General features: G+C 69.7%; 19 protein-coding genes. 8 read left to right on the top strand and 11 right to left on the bottom strand.

The window, feature by feature from the left end; translation table 11 throughout:
- Positions 1 to 12: 12 nt before the first annotated feature.
- The 3 genes from E0H50_RS16065 (at position 13) to E0H50_RS16055 (ending at position 2,403) form a co-directional block, all read left to right on the top strand.
- A complete protein-coding gene (locus E0H50_RS16065) occupies positions 13 to 369 on the top strand; it encodes a HesB/IscA family protein (RefSeq protein WP_130380162.1) in 357 nt (118 codons plus the stop codon).
- A 55-nt stretch (positions 370 to 424) separates the two neighbouring features.
- The gene (locus tag E0H50_RS16060; RefSeq protein ID WP_131288966.1) at positions 425 to 799 is read left to right on the top strand and encodes a TetR/AcrR family transcriptional regulator C-terminal domain-containing protein; all 375 of its coding nucleotides are present in this window, start codon (positions 425 to 427) and stop codon (positions 797 to 799) included.
- Positions 800 to 1,041: 242 nt separating this feature from the next.
- Positions 1,042 to 2,403, top strand: a complete 1,362-nt coding sequence (locus E0H50_RS16055; protein WP_131288964.1) for an MFS transporter — start codon at positions 1,042 to 1,044, stop codon at positions 2,401 to 2,403.
- Between the two features lie 126 nt (positions 2,404 to 2,529).
- On the opposite strand, the gene E0H50_RS16050 is transcribed toward E0H50_RS16055, so the two are convergent.
- Complete coding sequence (locus E0H50_RS16050) at positions 2,530 to 3,798, bottom strand: aspartate aminotransferase family protein (RefSeq protein ID WP_238151003.1); 1,269 nt, start codon at positions 3,796 to 3,798, stop codon at positions 2,530 to 2,532.
- Positions 3,799 to 3,863: 65 nt separating this feature from the next.
- On the opposite strand from E0H50_RS16050, the gene E0H50_RS16045 reads away from it, so the two are divergent.
- A complete protein-coding gene (locus E0H50_RS16045; protein ID WP_131288962.1) occupies positions 3,864 to 5,336 on the top strand; it encodes an NAD-dependent succinate-semialdehyde dehydrogenase in 1,473 nt (490 codons plus the stop codon).
- Between the two features lie 34 nt (positions 5,337 to 5,370).
- On the opposite strand, the gene E0H50_RS16040 is transcribed toward E0H50_RS16045, so the two are convergent.
- Complete coding sequence (locus tag E0H50_RS16040) at positions 5,371 to 6,021, bottom strand: GntR family transcriptional regulator (RefSeq protein WP_131288960.1); 651 nt, start codon at positions 6,019 to 6,021, stop codon at positions 5,371 to 5,373.
- Positions 6,018 to 6,767 carry a maleate cis-trans isomerase family protein gene (locus E0H50_RS16035; RefSeq protein WP_238151002.1) on the bottom strand — a complete coding sequence of 250 codons (750 nt, stop codon included), beginning with the start codon at positions 6,765 to 6,767 and terminating at the stop codon, positions 6,018 to 6,020. Before E0H50_RS16035 ends, E0H50_RS16040 begins: the two co-directional genes overlap by 4 nt.
- 24 nt (positions 6,768 to 6,791) lie before the next feature.
- Here E0H50_RS16035 and E0H50_RS16030 point away from each other — a divergent pair, with 24 nt between their 5' ends.
- Positions 6,792 to 9,689, top strand: a complete 2,898-nt coding sequence (locus E0H50_RS16030; RefSeq protein WP_131288957.1) for an FAD-binding and (Fe-S)-binding domain-containing protein — start codon at positions 6,792 to 6,794, stop codon at positions 9,687 to 9,689.
- 204 nt (positions 9,690 to 9,893) lie between these two features.
- Here E0H50_RS16030 and E0H50_RS16025 read toward each other — a convergent pair whose 3' ends face one another.
- The 3 genes from E0H50_RS16025 to E0H50_RS16015 are packed head-to-tail and all read right to left on the bottom strand — an operon-like array spanning position 9,894 to position 13,007.
- Positions 9,894 to 11,081 carry an aminotransferase-like domain-containing protein gene (locus E0H50_RS16025; RefSeq protein ID WP_131288955.1) on the bottom strand — a complete coding sequence of 396 codons (1,188 nt, stop codon included), beginning with the start codon at positions 11,079 to 11,081 and terminating at the stop codon, positions 9,894 to 9,896.
- A 4-nt stretch (positions 11,082 to 11,085) separates the two neighbouring features.
- Entirely contained in the window at positions 11,086 to 12,255 is a 1,170-nt protein-coding gene (locus E0H50_RS16020; RefSeq protein ID WP_238151001.1) for a M24 family metallopeptidase, read from the bottom strand.
- A complete protein-coding gene (locus E0H50_RS16015; protein ID WP_238151000.1) occupies positions 12,252 to 13,007 on the bottom strand; it encodes a maleate cis-trans isomerase family protein in 756 nt (251 codons plus the stop codon). The genes E0H50_RS16020 and E0H50_RS16015 overlap by 4 nt, the downstream gene beginning before the upstream one ends.
- Before the next feature lie 67 nt (positions 13,008 to 13,074).
- Between E0H50_RS16015 and E0H50_RS16010 the strand changes: the two genes are divergently transcribed.
- From E0H50_RS16010 to E0H50_RS16000, 3 genes are read left to right on the top strand one after another with little or no spacing between them, the layout of a single operon-like run.
- A complete protein-coding gene (locus E0H50_RS16010) occupies positions 13,075 to 14,067 on the top strand; it encodes a D-2-hydroxyacid dehydrogenase (RefSeq protein WP_238150999.1) in 993 nt (330 codons plus the stop codon).
- Positions 14,064 to 15,449, top strand: a complete 1,386-nt coding sequence (locus tag E0H50_RS16005; RefSeq protein WP_131288953.1) for an amidase — start codon at positions 14,064 to 14,066, stop codon at positions 15,447 to 15,449. The genes E0H50_RS16010 and E0H50_RS16005 overlap by 4 nt, the downstream gene beginning before the upstream one ends.
- Positions 15,446 to 15,940 (top strand): DUF3830 family protein, encoded by a 495-nt coding sequence (locus E0H50_RS16000; RefSeq protein ID WP_131288951.1) that lies wholly within the window; start codon positions 15,446 to 15,448, stop codon positions 15,938 to 15,940. The genes E0H50_RS16005 and E0H50_RS16000 overlap by 4 nt, the downstream gene beginning before the upstream one ends.
- On the opposite strand, the gene E0H50_RS15995 is transcribed toward E0H50_RS16000, so the two are convergent.
- From E0H50_RS15995 to E0H50_RS15975, 5 genes are read right to left on the bottom strand one after another with little or no spacing between them, the layout of a single operon-like run.
- Positions 15,927 to 16,739, bottom strand: coding sequence for a MerR family transcriptional regulator (locus E0H50_RS15995; RefSeq protein ID WP_131288949.1), 813 nt, complete (start codon positions 16,737 to 16,739; stop codon positions 15,927 to 15,929). The genes E0H50_RS16000 and E0H50_RS15995 overlap by 14 nt on opposite strands.
- Positions 16,740 to 16,747: 8 nt before the next feature.
- Positions 16,748 to 18,184, bottom strand: a complete 1,437-nt coding sequence (locus E0H50_RS15990) for an amidase family protein (protein WP_131288947.1) — start codon at positions 18,182 to 18,184, stop codon at positions 16,748 to 16,750.
- 33 nt (positions 18,185 to 18,217) lie between these two features.
- Positions 18,218 to 18,394 carry an amidohydrolase family protein gene (locus E0H50_RS43840; protein WP_337590383.1) on the bottom strand — a complete coding sequence of 59 codons (177 nt, stop codon included), beginning with the start codon at positions 18,392 to 18,394 and terminating at the stop codon, positions 18,218 to 18,220.
- Between the two features lie 38 nt (positions 18,395 to 18,432).
- Positions 18,433 to 19,359, bottom strand: a complete 927-nt coding sequence (locus E0H50_RS43835; RefSeq protein WP_165547155.1) for an amidohydrolase family protein — start codon at positions 19,357 to 19,359, stop codon at positions 18,433 to 18,435.
- An 8-nt stretch (positions 19,360 to 19,367) separates the two neighbouring features.
- Positions 19,368 to 20,543: a M20 family metallopeptidase gene (locus E0H50_RS15975; protein ID WP_131288943.1), complete on the bottom strand. Its 1,176-nt coding sequence runs from the start codon at positions 20,541 to 20,543 to the stop codon at positions 19,368 to 19,370.
- Between the last annotated feature and the right edge of the window lie 2 nt (positions 20,544 to 20,545).

The raw sequence follows: 20,545 nt of genomic DNA, 5'->3' as shown, positions 1-20,545 counted from the left end.
CTGGAGTCAGGGATGACTGAAGCGCAGACCGAGCAGGCCGTCGCCACTGGTGTTCTCCTCACCGACGGGGCCGCCGCCAAGGTGAAGGCGCTGCTCGACCAGGAAGGCCGCGACGACCTCGCGCTGCGGGTCGCCGTTCAGCCGGGCGGGTGCTCCGGCCTGCGGTACCAGCTGTTCTTCGACGAGCGTCAGCTCGACGGCGACGTGGTGGCCGACTTCGGTGGTGTGAGTGTCGTCACGGACCGGATGAGCGCTCCGTACCTCAAGGGTGCGTCGATCGACTTCGTCGACAGCATCGAGAAGCAGGGCTTCACCATCGACAACCCGAACGCCACCGGCTCCTGCGCCTGCGGCGACTCGTTCAACTGATCTGACCCCTTCGAAGCCCCTGGCAGCCTGATGGCGGCCGGGGGCTTCGTCGTGCGTGCAGTCCGAGCTGGGTGAACAAGTTGAAGACCAGCATGAAGCCGTTCCCAGCTCCGAGTGTCTACTCGGCATTCTCGAGGCGGGCGGGCTGTCCGACCAGACTGCCGCGTGGGCCGTCGACCTGATCCCGCTGTACGTGACCGCAGTGGCGTTCGAGGAGAATGTGCAGCGTGCGGACCAGTGGAGCCCGGAGGACCTCGAGCGGTTCCTCGACGGGTTGCGGTCCTACTTCGCCTCGTTGCCGGCCGACCGGTTCCCGCTCACGATGGCGCTCGCGGGCCCCTTGACGTCCGGCGCCGCCGGTGACGACCGGTTCGAGTTCGGGATCTCGGTGATCACCGCCGGTCTCGCCTCGCTCGCCGAACGTCATTGAATGTCATTGAACGATTTGACGTGATCCACCGGTAGTCATCGCTTGTGGTTCACGATTGCACATCGCTAACCTTCGGATTGTCAACAAAACTACGACCTGACCCCGGTGAGGCGTGTGGATTGTCTGCGGGTGGGCACACAGGTGAGGCCGTATGACGACAGGAGGAAACCGTGGACTCCGAGACCCAGCCGCCTGAGAGCGCCCAGCCCCCGCCGGGTGAACGCGCTCAGGACCGGCCGCCTGTGACCACGACCGAACAGGAGCAACCGCCCGGCGTACTCAAGAAAGCGATCGCCGCCTCGGCGATCGGGAACGCGACCGAGTGGTTCGACTACGGCATCTACGCCTACGGCGTGACGTACATCTCGGCCGCGATCTTCCCGGGCGACACCGAGAGCCAGACCCTGCTGGCGCTGATGACGTTCGCCGTCTCGTTCCTGGTCCGCCCGCTCGGCGGCCTGGTCTGGGGCCCGCTCGGCGACCGCCTCGGCCGCAAGCACGTGCTGGCGATCACGATCCTGATGATGTCCGGCGCGACGCTGCTCGCCGGTCTGGTGCCCTCGTACGACACGATCGGGCTGTGGGCGCCGATCCTGCTGGTCCTGCTGCGGATGGTCCAGGGTTTCTCGACCGGCGGCGAGTACGGCGGTGCCGCGACCTTCATGGCCGAGTACGCGCCGAGCCGCAGGCGCGGGTTCCTCGGCAGCTTCCTGGAGTTCGGCACGCTGGCCGGCTTCTCACTCGGCGCGCTGTTGATGCTGGGCTTCTCGCTGGTTCTCGGCGACGACGCGATGCACGCGTGGGGCTGGCGCCTGCCGTTCCTCGTCGCCGCACCGCTCGGCCTGGTCGGTGTCTATCTCCGGTCCCGGCTCGAGGACACGCCGGTGTTCCGTGAGCTCGAGGCGAAGGGCCAGAAGGAGCAGGAGACCACGACGCAGTTCAAGGACCTGCTGGCGGGTTACTGGCAGCCGATCCTGCGGCTCGGCGGCATGGTCATCGCATTGAACGTCGTGAACTACACGCTGCTCACGTACATGCCGACGTACCTGGAGAAGGAGATCGGGCTGAGCGCCGATCAATCGCTGATCGTGCCGATCGTCGGAATGTTGACCATGATGGTCTTCGTGCCGTTCGCCGGACGCGCGTCGGACCGGCTCGGGCGCAAGCCGCTGTGGTGGGCGTCGCTGGCCGGGTTGTTCGTGTTCGGCGTCCCGATGTTCCTGCTGATGGGGACGAACCTGGCCGGCGCGATCATCGGCTTCGCGGTCCTCGGGCTGCTGTACGTACCGCAGCTGGCGACGATCTCCGCGACGTTCCCGGCGATGTTCCCGACGCACGTCCGGTACGCCGGATTCGCGATCGCGTACAACGTGTCGACGTCGCTGTTCGGCGGTACGGCGCCCGCGGTCAACGACTGGCTGACGGCGAAGCTGGGTGACTCGCTGGTGCCCGCGTACTACATGATGGCGGCCTGTCTCGTGGGCGCGCTCGCACTCGCCAAGGTCCCCGAGACATCGCGGTGCCCGCTGAACGGCACCGAGATCCCGGGCACCGACGACGCCCCGCCGCCGGTCGCCCTCGAACCGGCCCCCGCCAAGGCCTGACCCCGCGGATCCGCGCTTTCCGGAAACAATTCGCCAACCTGCGCGAAAAACCTTCCGGACAGCGCGGATCCGACCCCGCCATACTCGACCCCGCCATACCCGACAGCGGCCGACCCGGCCGGTGGCTCAGCCGACTATTGCGGTGACTGCGTCGGACCAGAGGCCGGCGGCCTCGTCGATCTCGTCGGGGGAGACGACCAGGGCCGGGATGAAGCGCACGACCTGACCCCAGGCGCCGCAGGTGAGCAGCAGCAAGCCCCGCCGCGCCGCCTCCTGCTGGACCGCGGCGGCCGTCACCGGATCCGGCTTCCCGTCCGCGTCGCGGAACTCGTTCCCGATCATCAGCCCGAGCCCGCGGACGTCGGTGATCTGCTCGTGCTTGTCCGCGACCAACTGCAGCGCCTGTTTGAGCTGAGCGCCGCGGTCCGCGGAGTTCTGCACGAGACCCTCGTCCTTGATCACGTCCAGCGTCGCCAACGCCGCCGCACACGCCACCGCGTTAGCGCCGTACGTACCGCCCTGCGAGCCAGGCCACGCCTTCTCCATCAGCTCGGACGACGCCGCGATCCCCGACAGCGGGAACCCGGACGCGAGCCCCTTCGCGGTGACCAGAACATCCGGATGCGAACCGAAGTGGTCGCCGCCCCAGAACTTCCCGGTCCGCCCGAACCCGGTCTGTACCTCGTCCACCACGAGCAGGATCCCGTGCGCGTCGGCGCGCTCACGGAGCCCCGCGAAGAACCGCTCGTTCGCCGGCACGTATCCGCCCTCGCCGAGCACCGGCTCCACGAAGAACGCCGCGGTGTCGGCCGGCGCGCTCAACGTCTGCAGGACGTAGTCCAGCTGGCTCAGCGCGAAGTCGGTCGCCTGCTCCACCGGCCAGCCGAAGTGCCCGGGGTCCGGGAACGGCGACACGTGGACGCCGGCCATCAACGGGCTGAAGCCGGAGCGGAACTTGGTCCCGGACGTCGTCATCGAACCCGCGGCGACGGTCCGGCCGTGGAAGCCGCCGTGGAACACGATCACGTTCGGCCGGCCGGTGGCCTGGCGGGTGAGCCGCAGGGCCGCCTCGATCGCCTCGCTGCCGGAGTTCGCGAAGAACATCCGGTCGAGGTGCCGGGGGAGGACCGCGCCGAGCCGGTCCACCAGCTCGAGCAGCGGCCGGTGCATGACGGTCGTGTACTGCGCGTGGATGATCCGGCCGACCTGCTCCTGGGCGGCCGCGACCACCCGTGGATGACAGTGCCCGGTCGACGTGACCCCGATGCCGGCGGTGAAGTCCAGGTACCTGCGGTCGTCCTCGTCGAACAGCTGGACGCCCACACCGCGGGCGGCGACCACGCCGGTCGCCTGTTTGAGGATCTGCGAGAGCTCGGCCACGGACTTCCCCTCCACGGGTCAAATGGTAGATTGTCGACAATCAGCGTATCTCAGCTTCCGAGGCCGGTGAAGGGGTGCAGATGGACCAGTCGAGGGTGGACGAGGCGAGGGTTGTCGAAGCCGTCGAGAAGCGGCTGTTCATCGACGGGAAGTGGACCGACGCGACCCGCGGCGCGACGTTCGACGTCGTCGATCCGTCGACCGGTGAGGCGCTCTGCGCGGTCGCCGACGCGTCACCGGCGGACGGTCGCGCCGCGCTCGAGGCGGCCGTCGCCGCGCAGCCCGACTTCGCCCGTACCTCGCCGCGCGAACGGTCCGACATGCTGATGACGGCGTACGAGCTGTTGATGCAGCGTGCCGACGAGCTCGCGTTGCTGATGACGCTGGAGATGGGCAAGCCGCTGGCGGAGGCGCGGGGCGAGATCGCGTACGCGGCCGAGTTCTTCCGGCACTTCGCGGGCGAGGCGGTCCGGATCGACGGCGGGTACCAGACCGCTCCGGCCGGGAATGCGCGCTTCCTGATCACCAAGCAGCCGGTCGGCCCGTGCCTGCTGATCACCCCGTGGAACTTCCCGATGGCGATGGGGACCCGCAAGCTCGGCCCGGCGATCGCGGCCGGCTGCACGAGCGTCGTCAAGCCCGCCCATCAGACGCCGCTGTCGATGCTGGCGTTGATGGGGATCCTGGCCGAGGCCGGCGTACCGGCGGGTGCCGTCAACTGCGTCACCGCGATGGACGCCGGCGGTGTGATGGAGCCGCTGATCCGGTCCGGGCTGGCGCGGAAACTGTCGTTCACGGGGTCCACGCGGGTCGGCCGGATCCTGCTCGAGCAGTGCGCGGAGAAGGTGCTGCGGACGTCCCTCGAGCTCGGCGGCAACGCGCCGTTCGTGGTCTTCGAGGACGCGGACCTGGACGAGGCGGTGACCGGCGCGATCGCGGCGAAGATGCGGAACATGGGCGAGGCCTGTACGGCGGCCAACCGGATCTTCGTGCACGAGTCGGTGATCGACGAGTTCGGGCGCCGGCTCGCGGAGCGGATGGCCGGGCTGACGGTCGGACGCGGTACCGAGCCGGGCGTGAACGTCGGCCCGCTGATCGACGAGGCGGGCCGGGAGAAGGTGCGGTCGCTGGTGGCGGACGCGGTCGGACGGGGTGCGACCGTGCTCACCGGGGGAGAGGTCCCGCCCGGCAGTGGGTACTTCTACCCGCCGACGGTACTGACCGGCGTACCGCGGGAGGCGGCGATGGCGGACCAGGAGATCTTCGGGCCGGTCGCGCCGCTGACGCCGTTCAGCACCGAGGACGAGGTTGTACGGGCGGCGAACGACACGGAGTACGGGCTGGTGGCCTACGTGTTCACGAACGACCTGCGGCGCGCGCTCCGGGTCGCGGAGTCGATCGAGACCGGGATGGTCGGGCTGAACCAGGGCGTGGTGTCGAATCCCGCCGCGCCGTTCGGCGGCGTCAAGCAGTCCGGGCTCGGCCGTGAGGGCGGCGCGGTCGGGATCGACGAGTTCCTCGAGACGAAGTACATCGGCATCGCGGTCAGCTGACGAGGTCCAGCGGCCGACGAGGTCCAGGGTGGGGTCAGCGGTTGGAGAGGCGCTCGATGGCGTCGTCCATGTGGGCGCTCAGCAGTTCGTCGGTGCGCGCGATGTCGCCGGTCCGGATCGCGTCGGCGAGCCGCTGGTGCTCGATGGCGCGGGCGTCGGTGGCGAGGTACGTCTCCTCCAGCGCGTGGATGCACATCCGGGTCTCGATGATCGACGTCCGGTGCATCCGCGACAGCCGGGGGCTGTCGGCCAGCCGCACGAGCAGCTCGTGGAACGCGATGTCGAGCTCGCCGATCGCGGCTGGATCGCCGTCGGCGGCCAGCATCCGGTCGACGATCGCGAGCAGCGCCGCGCCGACCGTCTCGAAGTCGCCGTCGCGGAGGATCTTGTACGCCGCGGCGCGCTCGATCGCCTCGCGGGCGAGGTACATGTCGCGGATGTCCGCGGGCGTCATGTCGATGACGAACAGCCCGCGGTTGCGGATCGAGACCAGCAGCCCTTCCTGAGTCAGGCGCTGCATGCCCTCCCGCAACGGGCCCCGGCTCACCCCGAGCTTGCGGGCCAGGTCGGCCTCGACGATCTGTGCGCCGGGCCGGAACTCCCCGTGGCCGATGGCCTTGCGCAGTTTGTCGGCGATGATGCTCGGCGTCGACTCCTGAGCCAGCGGCTCGATGTAACTTGTCACTCCGAATTCCCCCTTGTGGCGAACAGCGTGCCCAGATCTGGCAAGGAGGGTACAACCCCGGCCAACTCGAGCCCCTTCCAGACGGTCACCTGGTTCGCCGTCAGCACCGGTTTGCCGACCGCGGCCTCCAGTTCGTCGACGATCCCCAGCGTGTGCATCGCGGTGTCCGGCACCAGGACCGCCTCGGCGTCGGGGTGGTCGGCGGCCTTCACCATCGCGACCACCTGCGCCGGCTCGAGGGTCCCGACCTCGGCGGCGGTGATGATCCCGTTGCTGCCCATCGACACCACGTCGACGCCGCCCGCGGTCAGGAACCGGACGAAGTGCTGCGCGACGTCTTCCGGGTACGACGCGGCGACCGCGACCCGCGTGACGCCGAGCGCCCGGCAGGCGTCGACGAACGCGATCGAGGTCGAGGACGCGGGTACGCCGAGCGCCTGCGCCACCCCGGCCGCCTGGATGTTCGCACCCTCCCGCCCGAACACGAAGCTGCCCGAGGTGCACGCCCACATCACGGAGTCCGGCTGCGCCGGCTTCAGCTCCGCGGCCCCTTCGGCGAGCCGTTCCGCGCGGCCGAGGTCGAGCAGCGCGTCCACTCGGTGCGCGTCCTCGCCGACCGAGGTGATGACGACCGGAAGCTTCACCGATCCGTCGAGCCGGGCCTCGAGTGCCGGGTAGTCGTCTTCCGCGCTGTGTCCGGGGTAAAGGAGTCCTACCGTGACCATCGGGCCTCCTGGCTGGTCCATCGTCCGAAAGGTAGATTGTCGACAATGTTAACCCCACAGCGCTCTGCGGCCGGAGCGATCGCGTACGACACCGTGCGGCTGGCCGGCACGTTGCGCCGGGAACTCAGGGGTGCGGTCGGCGACGATCGGGGGACGCGAGCGCTGTACGCCGCGGACGGGTCGAACTACCGTGCGGTGGCGGACCTGGTCGTCGTACCAGCTGATGCCGAGGACCTGGCAGCGGCTGTCGCGCTGACTGCCGCGGCTGGTGCGCCGGTGGTGATGCGCGGCGGCGGTACGTCGATGGCGGGCAACGCGATCGGCGGCGTCGTCATCGACACCTCGCGGCACGTGAATCGCATCCTCGACCTCGACACCGCGGCGAAGACGGCAGTCGTCGAGCCGGGCGTCGTACTGACCGATCTGCTGGCCGCTGCGAAACCGCACGGGCTGGCGTTCGGCGCCGACCCGTCGTCGGCCAGCCGCGCGACCCTCGGCGGCATGATCGCGAACAACGCGTGCGGCGCCCACTCGGTCGCGTGGGGCACGACCGCCGACAACCTCCGCTCCTTGGACGTGATCCTCGCCGACGCGACCCGCCTGACCCTCGACTCCGGGACCGCTACTGAACCTGAGGTGTTGGCTGCTCGGCCGGGGCGGGAGGGGGAATTGCATCGAGCGCTCCAGGCGTTCGCCGGACGGAACGAGTTGCTGATCCGCCGGCGGTTCGGGCAGTTCACGCGGCAGATCTCGGGCTATGCGCTGCATCGGCTCCTGCCGGAACACGGGTACAACGTGGCCGGATTGCTGGCCGGGAGCGAAGGCGGTCTCGCCGCGACGCTGCGGGCGACGGTCCGGCTCGTCGAGTTGCCCAAGGCAAAGGTTCTGTGCGTGCTCGGGTTCGCTGACTCGATCACGTCGGCCGATTGTGTACCGGTCGTGCTGCGGCACGCGCCGCTCACGATGGAGTCCATCAACAACGAACTCGTGGACCGGTTGCCGACGGAGGTACGGGACGCCGCGGTCCACGCCGGGCTCCCGAGCGGCAACGCCTGGCTGCTCGTCGAGATCGCCGGTGCCGACGAGGCGACCGCCGCGTCGGCTGCTCGCGCGATGCTCGAGGAACTCCGTGATTCCGGCGCGACCGCGTCGCTGGTGACCGATCCGAGGGCGCAGGCGGTCCTCTGGCGGTGCCGTACGGATGCCGCGGGACTGGCGACGCGGCGCGCGGACGGGGCTGAGGCGTGGGGCGGTTGGGAGGATGCCGCCGTACCGCCGGAACGGCTGGGTGCGTATCTGCGCGGTCTCGACGAACAGCTCGGGCGGCACGGTCTGTCGGGTGCGTCGTACGGGCATTTCGGCGAGGGCTGCATGCACATGCGGATCGACTTCGACCTGTTGAGTGCGGCCGGGATCGCGACGTACCGGGAGTTCGTCGAGCAGGCCGCGGATCTGGTGGTCGAACTCGGCGGTTCGGTGTCCGGAGAGCACGGTGACGGGCGGGCGCGCGGGGAGTTGCTGAGCAGGATGTACGGCGCCGACGGGGTGGCGCTGCTCGGCGAGTTGAAGCAGATCTGGGATCCGGCGGGTGTGCTGAACCCGCACATGATTGTCGACCCGCCGCCGCTCGATCTCGCGATCCGGCACGACGGACCGGCGAAGGATCGCAGATTGTTGACAGTCTTCGACTATCCGGACGATGGGCACGACTTCGCGCAGGCCCAGCGGAGGTGCGTCGGGATCGGGAAGTGCCGGCAGACGTCCGGCAGTGTGATGTGCCCCAGCTACCAGGTGACGCGGGACGAGGTGCACTCGACGCGTGGGCGGGCGCATCTGTTGTGGGAGATGTTGCAGGGCGACCTGATCACGGACGGGTGGCGGTCGACCGAGGTACGCGACGGGCTGGACCTTTGCCTGTCGTGCAAGGGGTGCGTGTCGGACTGCCCGGTGAACGTCGACGTGGCGACGTACAAGGCCGAGTTCACCCATCACCACTACGCGCGACGCCCGTGGGCGCGCCCGTTGTCGCACTGGTCGATGGGCTGGCTCCCTCTGTGGTCGCGCCTCGCCTCCCGAGCGCCAAGCCTCGCGAACCGATTCGCGGGGCTGCAACTGACCAAGCGCCTCGGCGGAATCGCTGCGCAACGGGAGGTCCCGCCGTTCGCGCCGGAGAGCTTCACCCACTGGTTCACCCACCGCGACAACCCAGGGGCTGGAAGTGGGCGGCGCGTTGTGTTGTGGCCGGATACGTTCACCAACTACCTCGCGCCGGAGATCGGCCGGGCCGCGGTCGCCGTACTGGAAGCCGCCGGGTACGAGGTGGTGCTGCCCGCAAAGCCGGTCTGCTGCGGGCTCACCTGGATCTCGACCGGCCAGCTGACCACCGCCCGCCGCGTCCTCAACCGATCCCTCCGCGTACTCGCTCCGCACCTCGAAGCCGGTACGCCGATCGTCGGCCTGGAACCCAGCTGTACGGCGGCCCTCCGCCACGACGCTCCCGCGCTGATTGCCGACAATCCGCTCGCCGCGTCGGCGGCCGCGCACACCCGCACGTTCTCCGAGCTGCTCGTCGAATCCGGCTGGCAACCGCCGCACGTCGGCGGAACGGCGTACGTCCAACCGCACTGCCACCAGCACGCCGTCCTGGGATTCGACGCCGACCGTGAGCTGATGGCCGCGGCCGGCGTCGAGGCCGGTCTCGCGGACCCGGGCTGCTGCGGCCTCGCCGGCAACTTCGGTTTCGAACGCGACCACTACGAGATCTCCCAAGCCGTAGGCGAGCGCACGCTGCTCCCCGCCGTACGGTCGTTGCCCGAGACAACCACCGTCCTGGCCGACGGCTTCAGCTGCCGAACCCAGATCGCCCAGGCCACACCCCGCCACCCCAACCACCTGGCCGAGCTCCTGGCTCGCGCCCTCCCCTCCTCGCGCCATCCCGAGTAACCCGGTCGCTGCAGGTTCCCGGCGGACTGCGGCTGCCGGTGAGCGTGGTCTGCCGGTGAGCGTGGTCTGCCGGTTGCCGGGGGAAGCGACACCTTCCGGGGCCTGCGGACAGGGAATATCAGGTGCAAGCCCACCAGAACCTGTGTCACGGCCCCACAGCCCGCCCAACCATCGGTCCAGACAACCGGTGGCGGGGCCGCCTGGCTAGGGGACTAGTTTGTCGGTGGCTCGGCGGAGGCGGGTGATGCCTTCGTGGATGCGGGCGGGGGGTGTTGAGGCGAAGCAGAGGCGGAAGGCGTTCTGGAAGCGGGCGGTGGGGGAGAAGGCCGGGCCGGGGATGAACGCGACGCCTTCGGCCAGTGCGAGTTCGAACAGTTCCTCGGCGTTGACGCCGTTCTCCAGCGTGACCCAGAGGAAGAAGCCGCCTTCCGGGTCGGTCCAGTGCGCGATCTCGCCGAAGTGCTCGGTCAGTGCGCCCCGCATCGCTTCCTTGCGCAGCTTGTACTCCGCTCGCTGCCGCACGAGATGTTCCTCGAGATGCCCGCCGGCCAGGAATCCGGTGAGCAGCCGTTGCGCGGGCAGATTCGTGCAGGTGTCCATCGCCTGTTTCGCGTTGATCAGCAGCTGCTGCAGTTCGGGATCCGCGTCGACCCAGCCGACCCGCAGACCGGGCGCGACGATCTTCGAGAACGTCCGTACGGCGAACACCAGCGGATCGCCCGCGCCGAGCTCACGCAGCGTCGGGAGCGGTTCGCCCGCGAACCGGAGCAAGCCGTACGGGTCGTCGTCGATCACCATCGAGCCCCACGATCGGGCCAGCTCCAGCAGGCGATGCCGCCGTTCGAGGGAGAGCGTCGCACCGGACGGGTTCTGGAACGTCGGGATCGTGTAGATCGCCTTCGGCCGCCGCCCGTCCAGCAGCCGCGGTAGATCGTCGACAATCATGCCGTCGTCGTCGACCGGTACTTCGAGCAGCTCCGCGCCGTACGAGAGCGCGGTCGCACTGCCGTTCGTGTACGTCGGCGACTCGACGACGACCAGGTCGCCCGGGTCGACGAAGATCTTGCAGAACAGGTCGAGACCCTGCATACCCCCGGCCGTGATCGTGAGCCGCTCGGCCGTCGTCTCGTCGCTGGTCCCGCGCAGCATCTCCAGCAGCGCCGCGTGCAGCGGCGGGTCGCCCTCGGTCGCGGCGTAGTCGTAGCTGGAGGGCCGGCTCAGCTCGTCGGCCGCGATCGCCGACAGGATCTGCGCCGGGACCGCCTCGGCCGCGGGTGATCCCATCGCGAAACGGACGATGTCGTGTGTCTGCTTGTGCAGCAGCGACGTACTCGAGTCGATCACCGAACCCACCAGTCCGGCGGCGCGTGCGGCGTACGGGAGTGCGGGCAAGGGACTACCTCCTGATCGTCAGTTCGTGGGACAGACCGGTCAGCCGTTCCACACCGTCGGCGCTGACCACCACGGGCTCGGACAGTTCGTAGCCCCAGCCGTCCATCCACATCCCGAGGATGACGTGGAACGCCATGCCCGCGGTCAGCACAGTGGTCTCCTCGGGCCGCAGGCTGACGGTGCGTTCACCCCAGTCCGGCGGGTACCCGATACCGATCGAGTACCCGATCCGGGATTCCTTCACCAGGCCCTGCGCGGCGATCACGTCGTTGAACGCGGCGTGCACGGCGCCGCCGGTGACCCCTGGCCGGATTGTTGACAATGCGGCCTGCATGCCGTCGGCAACGATCTTCGCGGTCTCGCGGAGCCGCCGCGGCGGGTCGCCGAGCATCACGGTGCGGGCCAGCGGGGCGTGGTACCGGCCGAACACCCCGGCCAGTTCGATCGTGGTTGCCTCATTGTCGACAAGCGGACGATCGCTCCAGGTCAGGTGCGGCGTCCCGGCGGCGGCACCGGTCGGCAGCATCGGGACGATCGCCGGGTACTCACCGCCGTGCTCCGGCGTGCCGATCGTCTGCGCGGCGAGGATCTCCGCGGCCACGTCGCACTGCCGCCGGCCCGGCCGGAGCCGGTCGAGCGCGGTCCGCATCGCCTGCTCGGCGATCGTGCCGGCAATCCGCAGCTTGCCGATCTCGGACGGCGACTTGACCAGCCGGACCCAGTTGACCAGCTCGGCCGAGTCGACCAGCCGGCGCCCGGGCAGACCGTTGCTGAGGGCAAGGTAACTGCGTGCGGTGAAGTAGTGCGCGTCGCTCTCGATCGCGACGTCGGCGCCGGCCGGGATCAGCTCGTGGCAGATGTTCGCGATCCAGTCGTACGGATGGACGTCCGGCCGGTGCACCAGTTGCTCGGGATAACCGTGGATCTGGTCCGCGCGCAGGTCGCAGGTGTATGACGCTCCGGCCGCGTCCATCGCCCGCGCGAACAGCCGCACATCGCCCTCGGCCGGAACCAGTAGGCACTGCGGCGTGTAGAACGACCACGCGTCGTACCCGGTCAGATAGAACAGGTTCGCCGGATCGCTGACCACGAGCGCACCCAGGCCACGCTCGGCCAGCACGGCCCGGACCTTCGCCAGGCGAGCGCCGTACTCGGTCATCGCAGGCTCGGTCACGAGACGCTCAGCAATCGCTGGCCCGGGCCGATCCCGGTATGCCCGGCGAGTTCGAGCACGGACCACATCGTGACCTGGTTCGCGGTCAGCACCGGCTTGCCGAGTGTGGCCTCCAGCCCGGCGATCACGTCGTACGTCGGCAGGTTCGTGCAGCTGATGAAGATCGCCTCGACCAGGTCGCTGTCGACGCTGCGGACCAGCTCGACGGTCGTCTCGTACGGGACCGCCCAGATCTGCGCGATCAGGCCGAGCCCGGCGGTCGCGACCACCTCGATCCCGGCCTGTGCGAGGAACGCGGTCAGCCCTGCGGTCAGGTCGTTCGTGTACGGCGTGACCGTCGCGATCCGGCTGACTCCGAGCCGGCGCAGCGCGAGCAGCAACGCGCCGCTCGTGGTCACCGCGGCCGGCGCTCCGGCGCCGACCATCGCGTCCACCAGTGCCAGTTCACCCGTCAACCCGCCGACGAAACTACCGAACGTGCACGCGTAGGCGACCGCGAGCGGCGCCACCGCGAGCACGTTGTACGTCGTCTGCGCGATCAGCTGCGGATCCGAGATGTGCACCGCCATCTCGACGGTGGCGGCCATCGGTGCGTACGGCGTCCGCGTGACGTGCAGCGTGACGTCGTCGGGCACCCAGCGCCACAGTTCGCGGTCGAGCGCGAAGTCGTACGGCGCGACGACACCGACGCCGGTCTGCAGCAGTGGAGGCACCGCCGCCGGCATCGGATGGGTAGGGGGACGCGTGCTCATGCGAGTCAGTGTGCGGCCACCGGGAGATTGTTGACAATCCTACTAGCGAGTTCCTAGCCTCGATGGCGTGCCAGCCTCCCCGCCTGCCAGTGCCGAGCGACCTGTGATCGCGGTGCTCTGTGAGCGCGCGACCGACCGGCCGCCGGGCCTCGACAGGCTGCCGGCCGACTTCCGGTACTGCGCGGCGGACGGGCTCCACGAGGCGGTCCGGGGTGCGCGGGCGCTGATGCTGTGGGACTTCTTCTCGACCGCGGTCCGCGACGTCTGGGCGGACGCCGACGCGCTCGAGTGGATCCATGTGACCGCTGCCGGTGTCGACACGCTGCTCTTCGACGAACTGCGCGACTCCCCGGTCGTGGTCACGAACGCGCACGGTGTGTTCGACCGGCCGATCGCCGAGTACGTGCTCGGCGCGGTGATCGCGAACGCCAAGGACAGCCTGCGCAGCTTCGACCTGCAACGCGGGCGTCGCTGGCAGCACCGCGAGACCCGGAGCGTGCTGGGCGCGAAGGCGCTGGTCGTCGGGACCGGTGCGATCGGAAGGGAGACTGCCCGGCTGCTCCGCGCCGCCGGGTTGGAGGTGCGGGGCGCCGGCCGGGTCGCGCGAGGGGACGACCCGGACTTCGGCGAGATCGTTGCCAGCAGCAATCTGGCCGCCGAGGTCGGGTGGGCCGACCACGTCGTCATCGCCGCACCGTTGACCACAGCGACCCGCGGGCTCGTCGACGCGACGGTTCTCGGCGCGCTGCGGCCGGGCGCGCACCTCGTCAACATTGCCCGCGGTCCGATTGTCGACGAAACGGCACTGCTCGCCGCGGTCCGCGACGGACGGATCGCAGCCACCCTCGACGTCTTCGACAACGAGCCGCTGCCCCCGGACAGCCCACTCTGGGACGCGCCGAACGTGACCGTCACCGCGCACATGTCTGGTGACGTGATCGGCTGGCGCGACACCCTCGCGGACCAGTTCGCGGCCAACGTCGGGCGCTGGCTGGCCGGAGAACCGCTGCTGAACATTGTCGACAAGAAGCTTGGCTACATTCCGACAGGAGATCGATGAGACAAGCATCCGAGCTGGTCGAGGGGTACCGCACCGGCGCGCTGTCGCCGGTCGAGGCGACGCAGGAGGCACTGGACGCGATCGAGCGGTACGACGAGCAGGTCAACGCCTTCGTTCTCGTCGACGCCGAGGGTGCGCTCGCCGCGGCCAAGGAGTCGGAAGCCCGCTGGCACGCCGGCGTGCCACTCGGACCCGGCGACGGCGTGCCGACGTCCATCAAGGACGCATTGTGGACAAAAGGATGGCCGACACTGCGCGGCAGCACCATGATCGACCCGGCCGGACCCTGGGACGAGGACGCGCCGTCCGTCGCCCGGCTGCGGGAGACCGGAGCGGTCTTCCTCGGCAAGACAACGACGCCGGAGTACTCGTGGAAGGGCGTCACCGACTCCCACACCCAGGGCCCGACGGGCAACCCGTGGGATCCGAAGAAGACGTCGGGCGGATCGAGTGGCGGTTCGGCGACCGCGGTCGGACTCGGGATGGGCGTGTGGTCGCTCGGCACGGACGGCGGCGGATCGGTGCGGATCCCGGCCGCGTTCACCGGAACGGTCGCGCTGAAACCGACATACGGGCTGATCCCGTTGTTCCCGCCGAGCGCGTTCGGGACGCTGTCGCACGCGGGGCCGATGACGCGGACCGTGCGCGACGCGGCGGCGCTGCTCGACGTGGTCACCGGGTTCGACCCGCGGGACTGGTCGGCGATGCCGACTCCGGGCCGGTCGTTCCTGGACGGGCTCGACGACGGCGTCGCCGGGCTGCGGATCGGGTTCTCCGCAGATCTTGGTTTTGTTGACAATCATCCTGAGGTCGAGGCGCTCGTCCGGACCGCGGTCGGCGTCCTCGAGGCCTTGGGCGCCGAGGTGACGGAGGTCGATCCGGGGTTCGCGGACCCGATCGACGCGTTCAACGTGCTGTGGTGGTCCGGCGCCGCGAAGGTGCTGTCGGCGTACACGGTCGACGATCGGGTCGACCCGGGACTGCGCCGGGTCGCGGAGCTCGGGGCGGCGTACTCGGCCTCGGACTTCCTCGACGCCAGCGCGGTCCGGATGGACCTCGGGACGCTGATGGGCCGCTTCCACGAGCGGTACGACGTACTCGTCACGCCGACGTTGCCGATCACGGCGTTCCCGATCGGTCAGGACGTGCCGGACGGTTCGCCGTCCCCGGACTGGACCGACTGGACGCCGTACACGTATCCGTTCAACCTCACCCAGCAGCCGGCGCTGAGCGTGCCGTGCGGCTTCACCCGCGACGGACTGCCGGTGGGACTGCAGGTGGTCGCGCCGCGGCACGCCGACGCGCTGACGCTGCGGGTCGGCCAGGCGTACCAGGCGGCCACGGACTGGCACCGCCGTACCCCGACCTTGGAGGCCAAGTGAGCAAGCACATCACCGTCAGGCTGGACAAGCGTGGCGTGAGCTGCGTCGCGAAACTGCTCGACGACGTGGCGCCGCGGACCTGTGCGGCGGTGTGGGATGCGCTGCCGCTGTCGGCGCCGGTGTTCCACGGCAAGTACGCGCGGAACGAGATCTACACGTTGCTGCCCGGGTTCGCTCCCGATCCCGGCAAGGAGAACACGACGGTCACGCCGATCCCGGGGGACCTGTGCTGGTTCTCGTTCGACTCCGACGATCTGGGCAATCCGGCGTACGGGTACGAGAACACGACCGGCACCGGGACAACTGGTGCGATTGTCGACCTTGCGGTGTTCTACGGCCGCAACAACCTACTGATCAACGGCGATCAGGGCTGGGTCCCGGGCAACGTGTTCGGCGCGATCACCGAGAACCTCGACGAGTTCGCCGCCGCCTGCCAGGACCTCTGGATGGGTGGCGCGCGCGGAGAGACGCTGTCGTTCAGCCGGTTGTGAACGGCTGCTGCAGCTCGGTGACCCACTGCTCTGGGTCTTCCGGGGTGTCGAGGTAGAGCTCGCGGGCCGGCTCGGCGGCGCGTCGGCCGTTGTCGTCGAGCCAGCGCGCCAACGCCTGCCAGGACGGCAGTACCTGGTCGATCGGCCCGCGGTGCACCAGCGTCGCGGCCTGGATCGTCGGAAGGTCGACAATCTCCAGTCCGTTGAGGTTGCCTCCGGCATCGACTGACGCCGGGACCGTGGCGCGCACGACGACCTCGTCCTCGGATTCCTGCGCGTACAGACAGGTCAGGCGACCGGACGGCCGTACGTCGGCGTCCGGCAGCCGGCGCCCGAGTTCCGCGCACACAGGGTGGATCACGGGCGTGATGTCGTCGGGCGTGAAGCTCGCGGCCGTGGCGGTGAGGCCGACCAGTCGTACGGCGGGCAGCTCCTTGACGACGACGTCCGCGGCCGGGACGTCGGCTTCCAGGCCGCGCAGCCGTGACTCGACCTGGGCGAGCCGCGTGGCGCTCTCGGCCAGCATGGTCTCCAGTTGCGCGCGGCGCATCGTCAGCATCGCGCGCAGGTCGGCCGGACCGAGATTGTCGGCAATCATCGCGCCGACCTGCTCGAGTGTGAATCCGAGCTCCTTGAGCGCGACGATCCGGTTCAGGTCGGCGAGCTGGCCGGCGGTGTAACTGCGGTAGCCGGTGACCGGATCGACGGACGCCGGGCGCAGCAGGCCGAGCGCGTCGTAGTGCCGCAGCATCCGAATCGACACCCGGCCGTGGCGGGCGAACTCTCCGATGGCGAACATGAGGAGAGTCAACCAGCCAAGAGCTCAGCGAACGTGATCGCGGTGTCGTCCTCGTGCCAGGGACCGATCACCTGGGCACCGACCGGCAGCCCTCCTGGTGTGCGTTCGATCGGCATGCTGAGCGCGGGATGGCCGGTCAATGCTGCGGGTGCGATCCAGAACACCTGGGTTTCATAGGGTTTCCCGTCGATCGTCGTGGACCCGTGTGGGAACGCGACGGTGAAGCTCGTCGGGCACAGGAACACGTCGATGTCCTTGAAGTACTGCTGCCAGCTTGCTCGCGCCTGCAGCCGGCGCCGGTCGAGGTCACGCACGTCCGCGGCGGTCAGCCCGCCGTCGCTGTCTGGGGCGCTGTCCGAGTCGCCGTGCAGCGCGAAGAACAGCTCGACCTGGCGGCCGAAGTCTGCTGCCTGCTCATTCGCGTCCACCCCGTCCGGCCAATTGTTGACAATCTTCGCGCCGCTGCGGGCGAGGCGGTCGATCGTGTCGGACAGCGCGTCACCGACCTCGCTGGAGACGGGCGCCGCGGGGTGATCGGTGACGACGCCGACGCGGTAGTCCTGGAGGCGGTCGTGGCGGGGCGGGCACAGGTTGTACGAGTACGGCGCTTCGGGGCCGGCGGTTGCGCGCAGTGCGGTCCGGAGGTCGGCGGCCGAGCGTGCCAGTGGTCCGATTGTCGACAAGTTGGGCAGTTCGGTCGGGAGGTACGGCGTACCGGGGATCTCGAAGCCGCGGAGTGGGACGAGTCCGTTGGTGGGTTTGAGTCCGTACACACCGCAGTACGCCGCTGGGAGGCGGATCGAGCCGACGAGGTCGGAGCCGTACTCCAGGTAGGTGAGGTCGGCCGCCAGTGCCGCTGCCGCGCCGCCGCTCGATCCGCCGGGGGTGCGGTCGAGGTCGGCGGGGTTGTTGGTTCGTCCGTACACCTCGTTCGCGGTCTGACCGAAGTCCGCGAGCATCGTGTGCACGTTGGTCTTGCCAACAACAATCGCGCCGGCGCGCTGCAACCGCTCCACGACAACCGCATCTCGGTCCGCGACATACTCCGCGAACGCGGGATTGCCCCACGTCGTGCGCATCCCGGCGACATTGAAACAGTCCTTGACCGTCACCGGCACCCCATGCAACGGCCCAACCACACCGCGCCCAACCACACCGCGCCCAATCACACCGCGCCCAATCACACCGCGCCCAATCACACCGCGCCCAATCACACCGCGCCCAATCACACCGCGCCCAATCACACCGCGCCCAATCACACCGCCGAGCTCGGCCAGCTGCGCGTCGGCCCGGTCGGCTGCCGCCAAGGCGTGTTCGGCCCGGACCTCGACGACGGCGTTGACCTGTGTGTCGTCTGCGATCCGTGCGAGCAGCGCCTCCGTCACCTCACGCGACGTGACCTGACCAGTCCGGATCCGCTCCGCAACTTCTCCCGCTGTCTCCATGCGCCCGGTCTATGGTCTGACACCGTGTCAGAGTCAACGCCCGACTTCGACTCCGTTGTGAAAGACCCGCTGGATCCGCGTCTCAAGCGAGCCGCAGTCCAGATCGTCCCCCTGCAGCACAACCAGATCCGCCCGCTTGCCCACGGCGATCTCACCACGATCGTCCGCGAGCCCCAGCAACCTCGCAGCGTCGAGAGTGGCCGCCCGCAGCGCGCCGGCGTCACCCAGCCCGGCGGCAGCGAGATGCCTCAGCTCCCACAGGACCTCGGTGTGCGGCCGAACCGGGTTATCGCGATCCGCACGCCCGCGGCGATGGCGAGCCGCATGGATTCGAGATGGGCCTCGGCCGCACCCTCCGGCGTTGCAGCGAGATCCGATTGGGTGACGGAAAGGGTCGGCACGTACCAGGTCCCGTGTTCGGCCATTGCCTGCACCGCGGCCTCGTCGAGGTACGTCCCGTGTTCGATGCTGCCCGCTCCGGCGCGAGCAGCGAGTTCCGCGGCCCGAGCGCCATGCGCGTGCACCATGATCCGCCGACCTCCACGCCGCCGCGCCTCGTCGACCAGCGCAGTCAGCTCGTCCGAAGTCAGCTCAAGATCCTCAAGCCCCTTCCCGAGCGCGAGAGATCCGGTGACGGTCACCTTGATCCAGTCCGCGCCGGCCCGGACCATCCGCCGTACGACGGCCCGCGCCTCGTCGGCGCCGTTGAAGATCGGATCGGGCAGCGAAGGATCCTCGAAGAAGTCGAGCGGCCCGGTCCGTGGCGCCCACAGGTCGCCGATGCCGCCCGTCGTACCCACCTGCCGCAGGCTGAGCAGCACCTGCGGCCCGTCGATCCAGCCCTTCTCCACCGCCATCCGCACCCCGGCGTCCGCACCCCAGGCGTCGCGGACTGTCGTGACGCCGAGGCTCAGGAGGGTCCGCAGCACGGGTACGGCGGACAGCGGGCGAACCGACCGCGGCAGCCCGAACGGGTCGCGCCGCGTCTGAGCGATGCACAGATGCGTGTGGCAGTCGATGAACCCCGGAACCAGCAACCCGCCGTCGCAGTCGATCGCGTCGTCGCCGTCCAGCCCGATCCCGATCTCGGCGATCCGCTCACCCTCGAGCACAACGTCCGCTCGATGCACCGCGCCGGACCTGACGTCGAGCACCGACCCGTTGCGAAGAACCAAGCGCCCGCTCATAGGAGACGGAGCGCGGTGAGGGCGTACGCGCGGGCCGCCGTGACAAGTTCGGTGACAGCGACGGACTCGTCGGCGCGATGGGCCTGGGCGGTGACCGAACCGGGGCCGAGGACAACGACCGGTACGCCGAGATCGCGGGCGATGTACCCGCCGTCGCAAGCCGCGGTCCAGCCCGCGAGCGGCAGCGGCGGCCCGCCGGCGTCGAAGCGCGCGGCCTCGGTGATCCGGACCAGATCGGCGTCCTCAGGGGTCTCGAAGGCAGGCATCTCCATCGGCATCGCGAGCTCGACGGTCAGGCCGCGATCCTCCAGGTGCAACGCGGCGACGCGGCGGCCGAGGTCGGCGAGAACCTCGGCGGGGGACTCACCGGGAAGCAGCCTGCGGTCGGCGACGATCACGCAGTCGGCGGGAACGATCGAGCCACCGGTGCCGCCGTTGATCTGGCCGACGCTCCAGGTCGCCGGGCCGAGCAGGGGATGGGGCGCGGCCGCGAGTTCCTTGTGCAGGCGTTCGATCTCGGCGACGACGGCTGCCGCGCCGTAGATCGCATTGGCCCCGCCGTCGGGGTTGCCGGCGTGCGAGGCGCGGCCGTGCACCGACACCTGGAGGTACGAGTCACCGCGCGCCGCGATGATCGTCTGCAGGTCCGTCGGCTCGGCGGTGATACACCCGGCGTACTGACGGATGGGGTCGGCGATGTACGCGCGGATACCTTTGCCGGTCTCTTCCTCGTCGACGACCGCCGTCAGTTCGACGGGGCCGCTCAGCTCGGCGCCGCGGAGGGCGGCGAGGGCGGCCAGGGCCGCGGCCAGGCCGCCCTTCATGTCGGAGGCGCCGCGGCCGTAGATCCGGCCGTCGCGCAGGAGTCCGCCGTACGGGTCGACCGTCCAGCCGTCGCCGACCGGGACGACGTCGGTGTGGCCGAGCAGCAACAGGCCCGGATCGTTGCCTCCGGCAAGGGTAATAGAGACGTTGTCCCGGCCGGGCTCGACGGGAGAGATGCGGACGTCGAGCCCGAGGTCACGACCCGCCGCGGTGAGGGCGGCCACCGTGGCGGCCTCCTCACCGGGCGGGTTCTGTCCGGGGGCCCGGACGAGATCCTGCGTGATCCGGACCAGCAGGTCCTCGTCGATCCGGTCCAGCACCTTCTGTTCGGCGGGCGTCAGGCTCATGC

Origin of the sequence: Kribbella sindirgiensis (genome assembly GCF_004331435.1) — a bacterium.
In the GTDB taxonomy this organism is placed as follows: Bacteria; Actinomycetota; Actinomycetes; order Propionibacteriales; family Kribbellaceae; genus Kribbella; species Kribbella sindirgiensis.
The sequence above is the reverse complement of the archived record's forward strand: the minus strand, read 5'-3'. Positions and strand labels throughout refer to the sequence as shown.

Bases quoted from the DNA above. Each gene is read 5' to 3' on its own strand.
- E0H50_RS15975 (WP_131288943.1), bottom strand. From the start codon at position 20,543: ATGAGCCTGACGCCCGCCGAACAGAAGGTGCTGGACCGGATCGACGAG.
- E0H50_RS15990 (WP_131288947.1), bottom strand. From the start codon at position 18,184: ATGGAGACAGCGGGAGAAGTTGCGGAGCGGATCCGGACTGGTCAGGTC.
- E0H50_RS16015 (WP_238151000.1), bottom strand. From the start codon at position 13,007: ATGAGCACGCGTCCCCCTACCCATCCGATGCCGGCGGCGGTGCCTCCA.
- E0H50_RS15995 (WP_131288949.1), bottom strand. From the start codon at position 16,739: ATGTTCGCCATCGGAGAGTTCGCCCGCCACGGCCGGGTGTCGATTCGG.
- E0H50_RS16035 (WP_238151002.1), bottom strand. From the start codon at position 6,767: ATGGACCAGCCAGGAGGCCCGATGGTCACGGTAGGACTCCTTTACCCC.
- E0H50_RS16005 (WP_131288953.1), top strand. From the start codon at position 14,064: ATGAGACAAGCATCCGAGCTGGTCGAGGGGTACCGCACCGGCGCGCTG.
- E0H50_RS16030 (WP_131288957.1), top strand. From the start codon at position 6,792: ATGTTAACCCCACAGCGCTCTGCGGCCGGAGCGATCGCGTACGACACC.
- E0H50_RS16045 (WP_131288962.1), top strand. From the start codon at position 3,864: ATGGACCAGTCGAGGGTGGACGAGGCGAGGGTTGTCGAAGCCGTCGAG.
- E0H50_RS16065 (WP_130380162.1), top strand. From the start codon at position 13: ATGACTGAAGCGCAGACCGAGCAGGCCGTCGCCACTGGTGTTCTCCTC.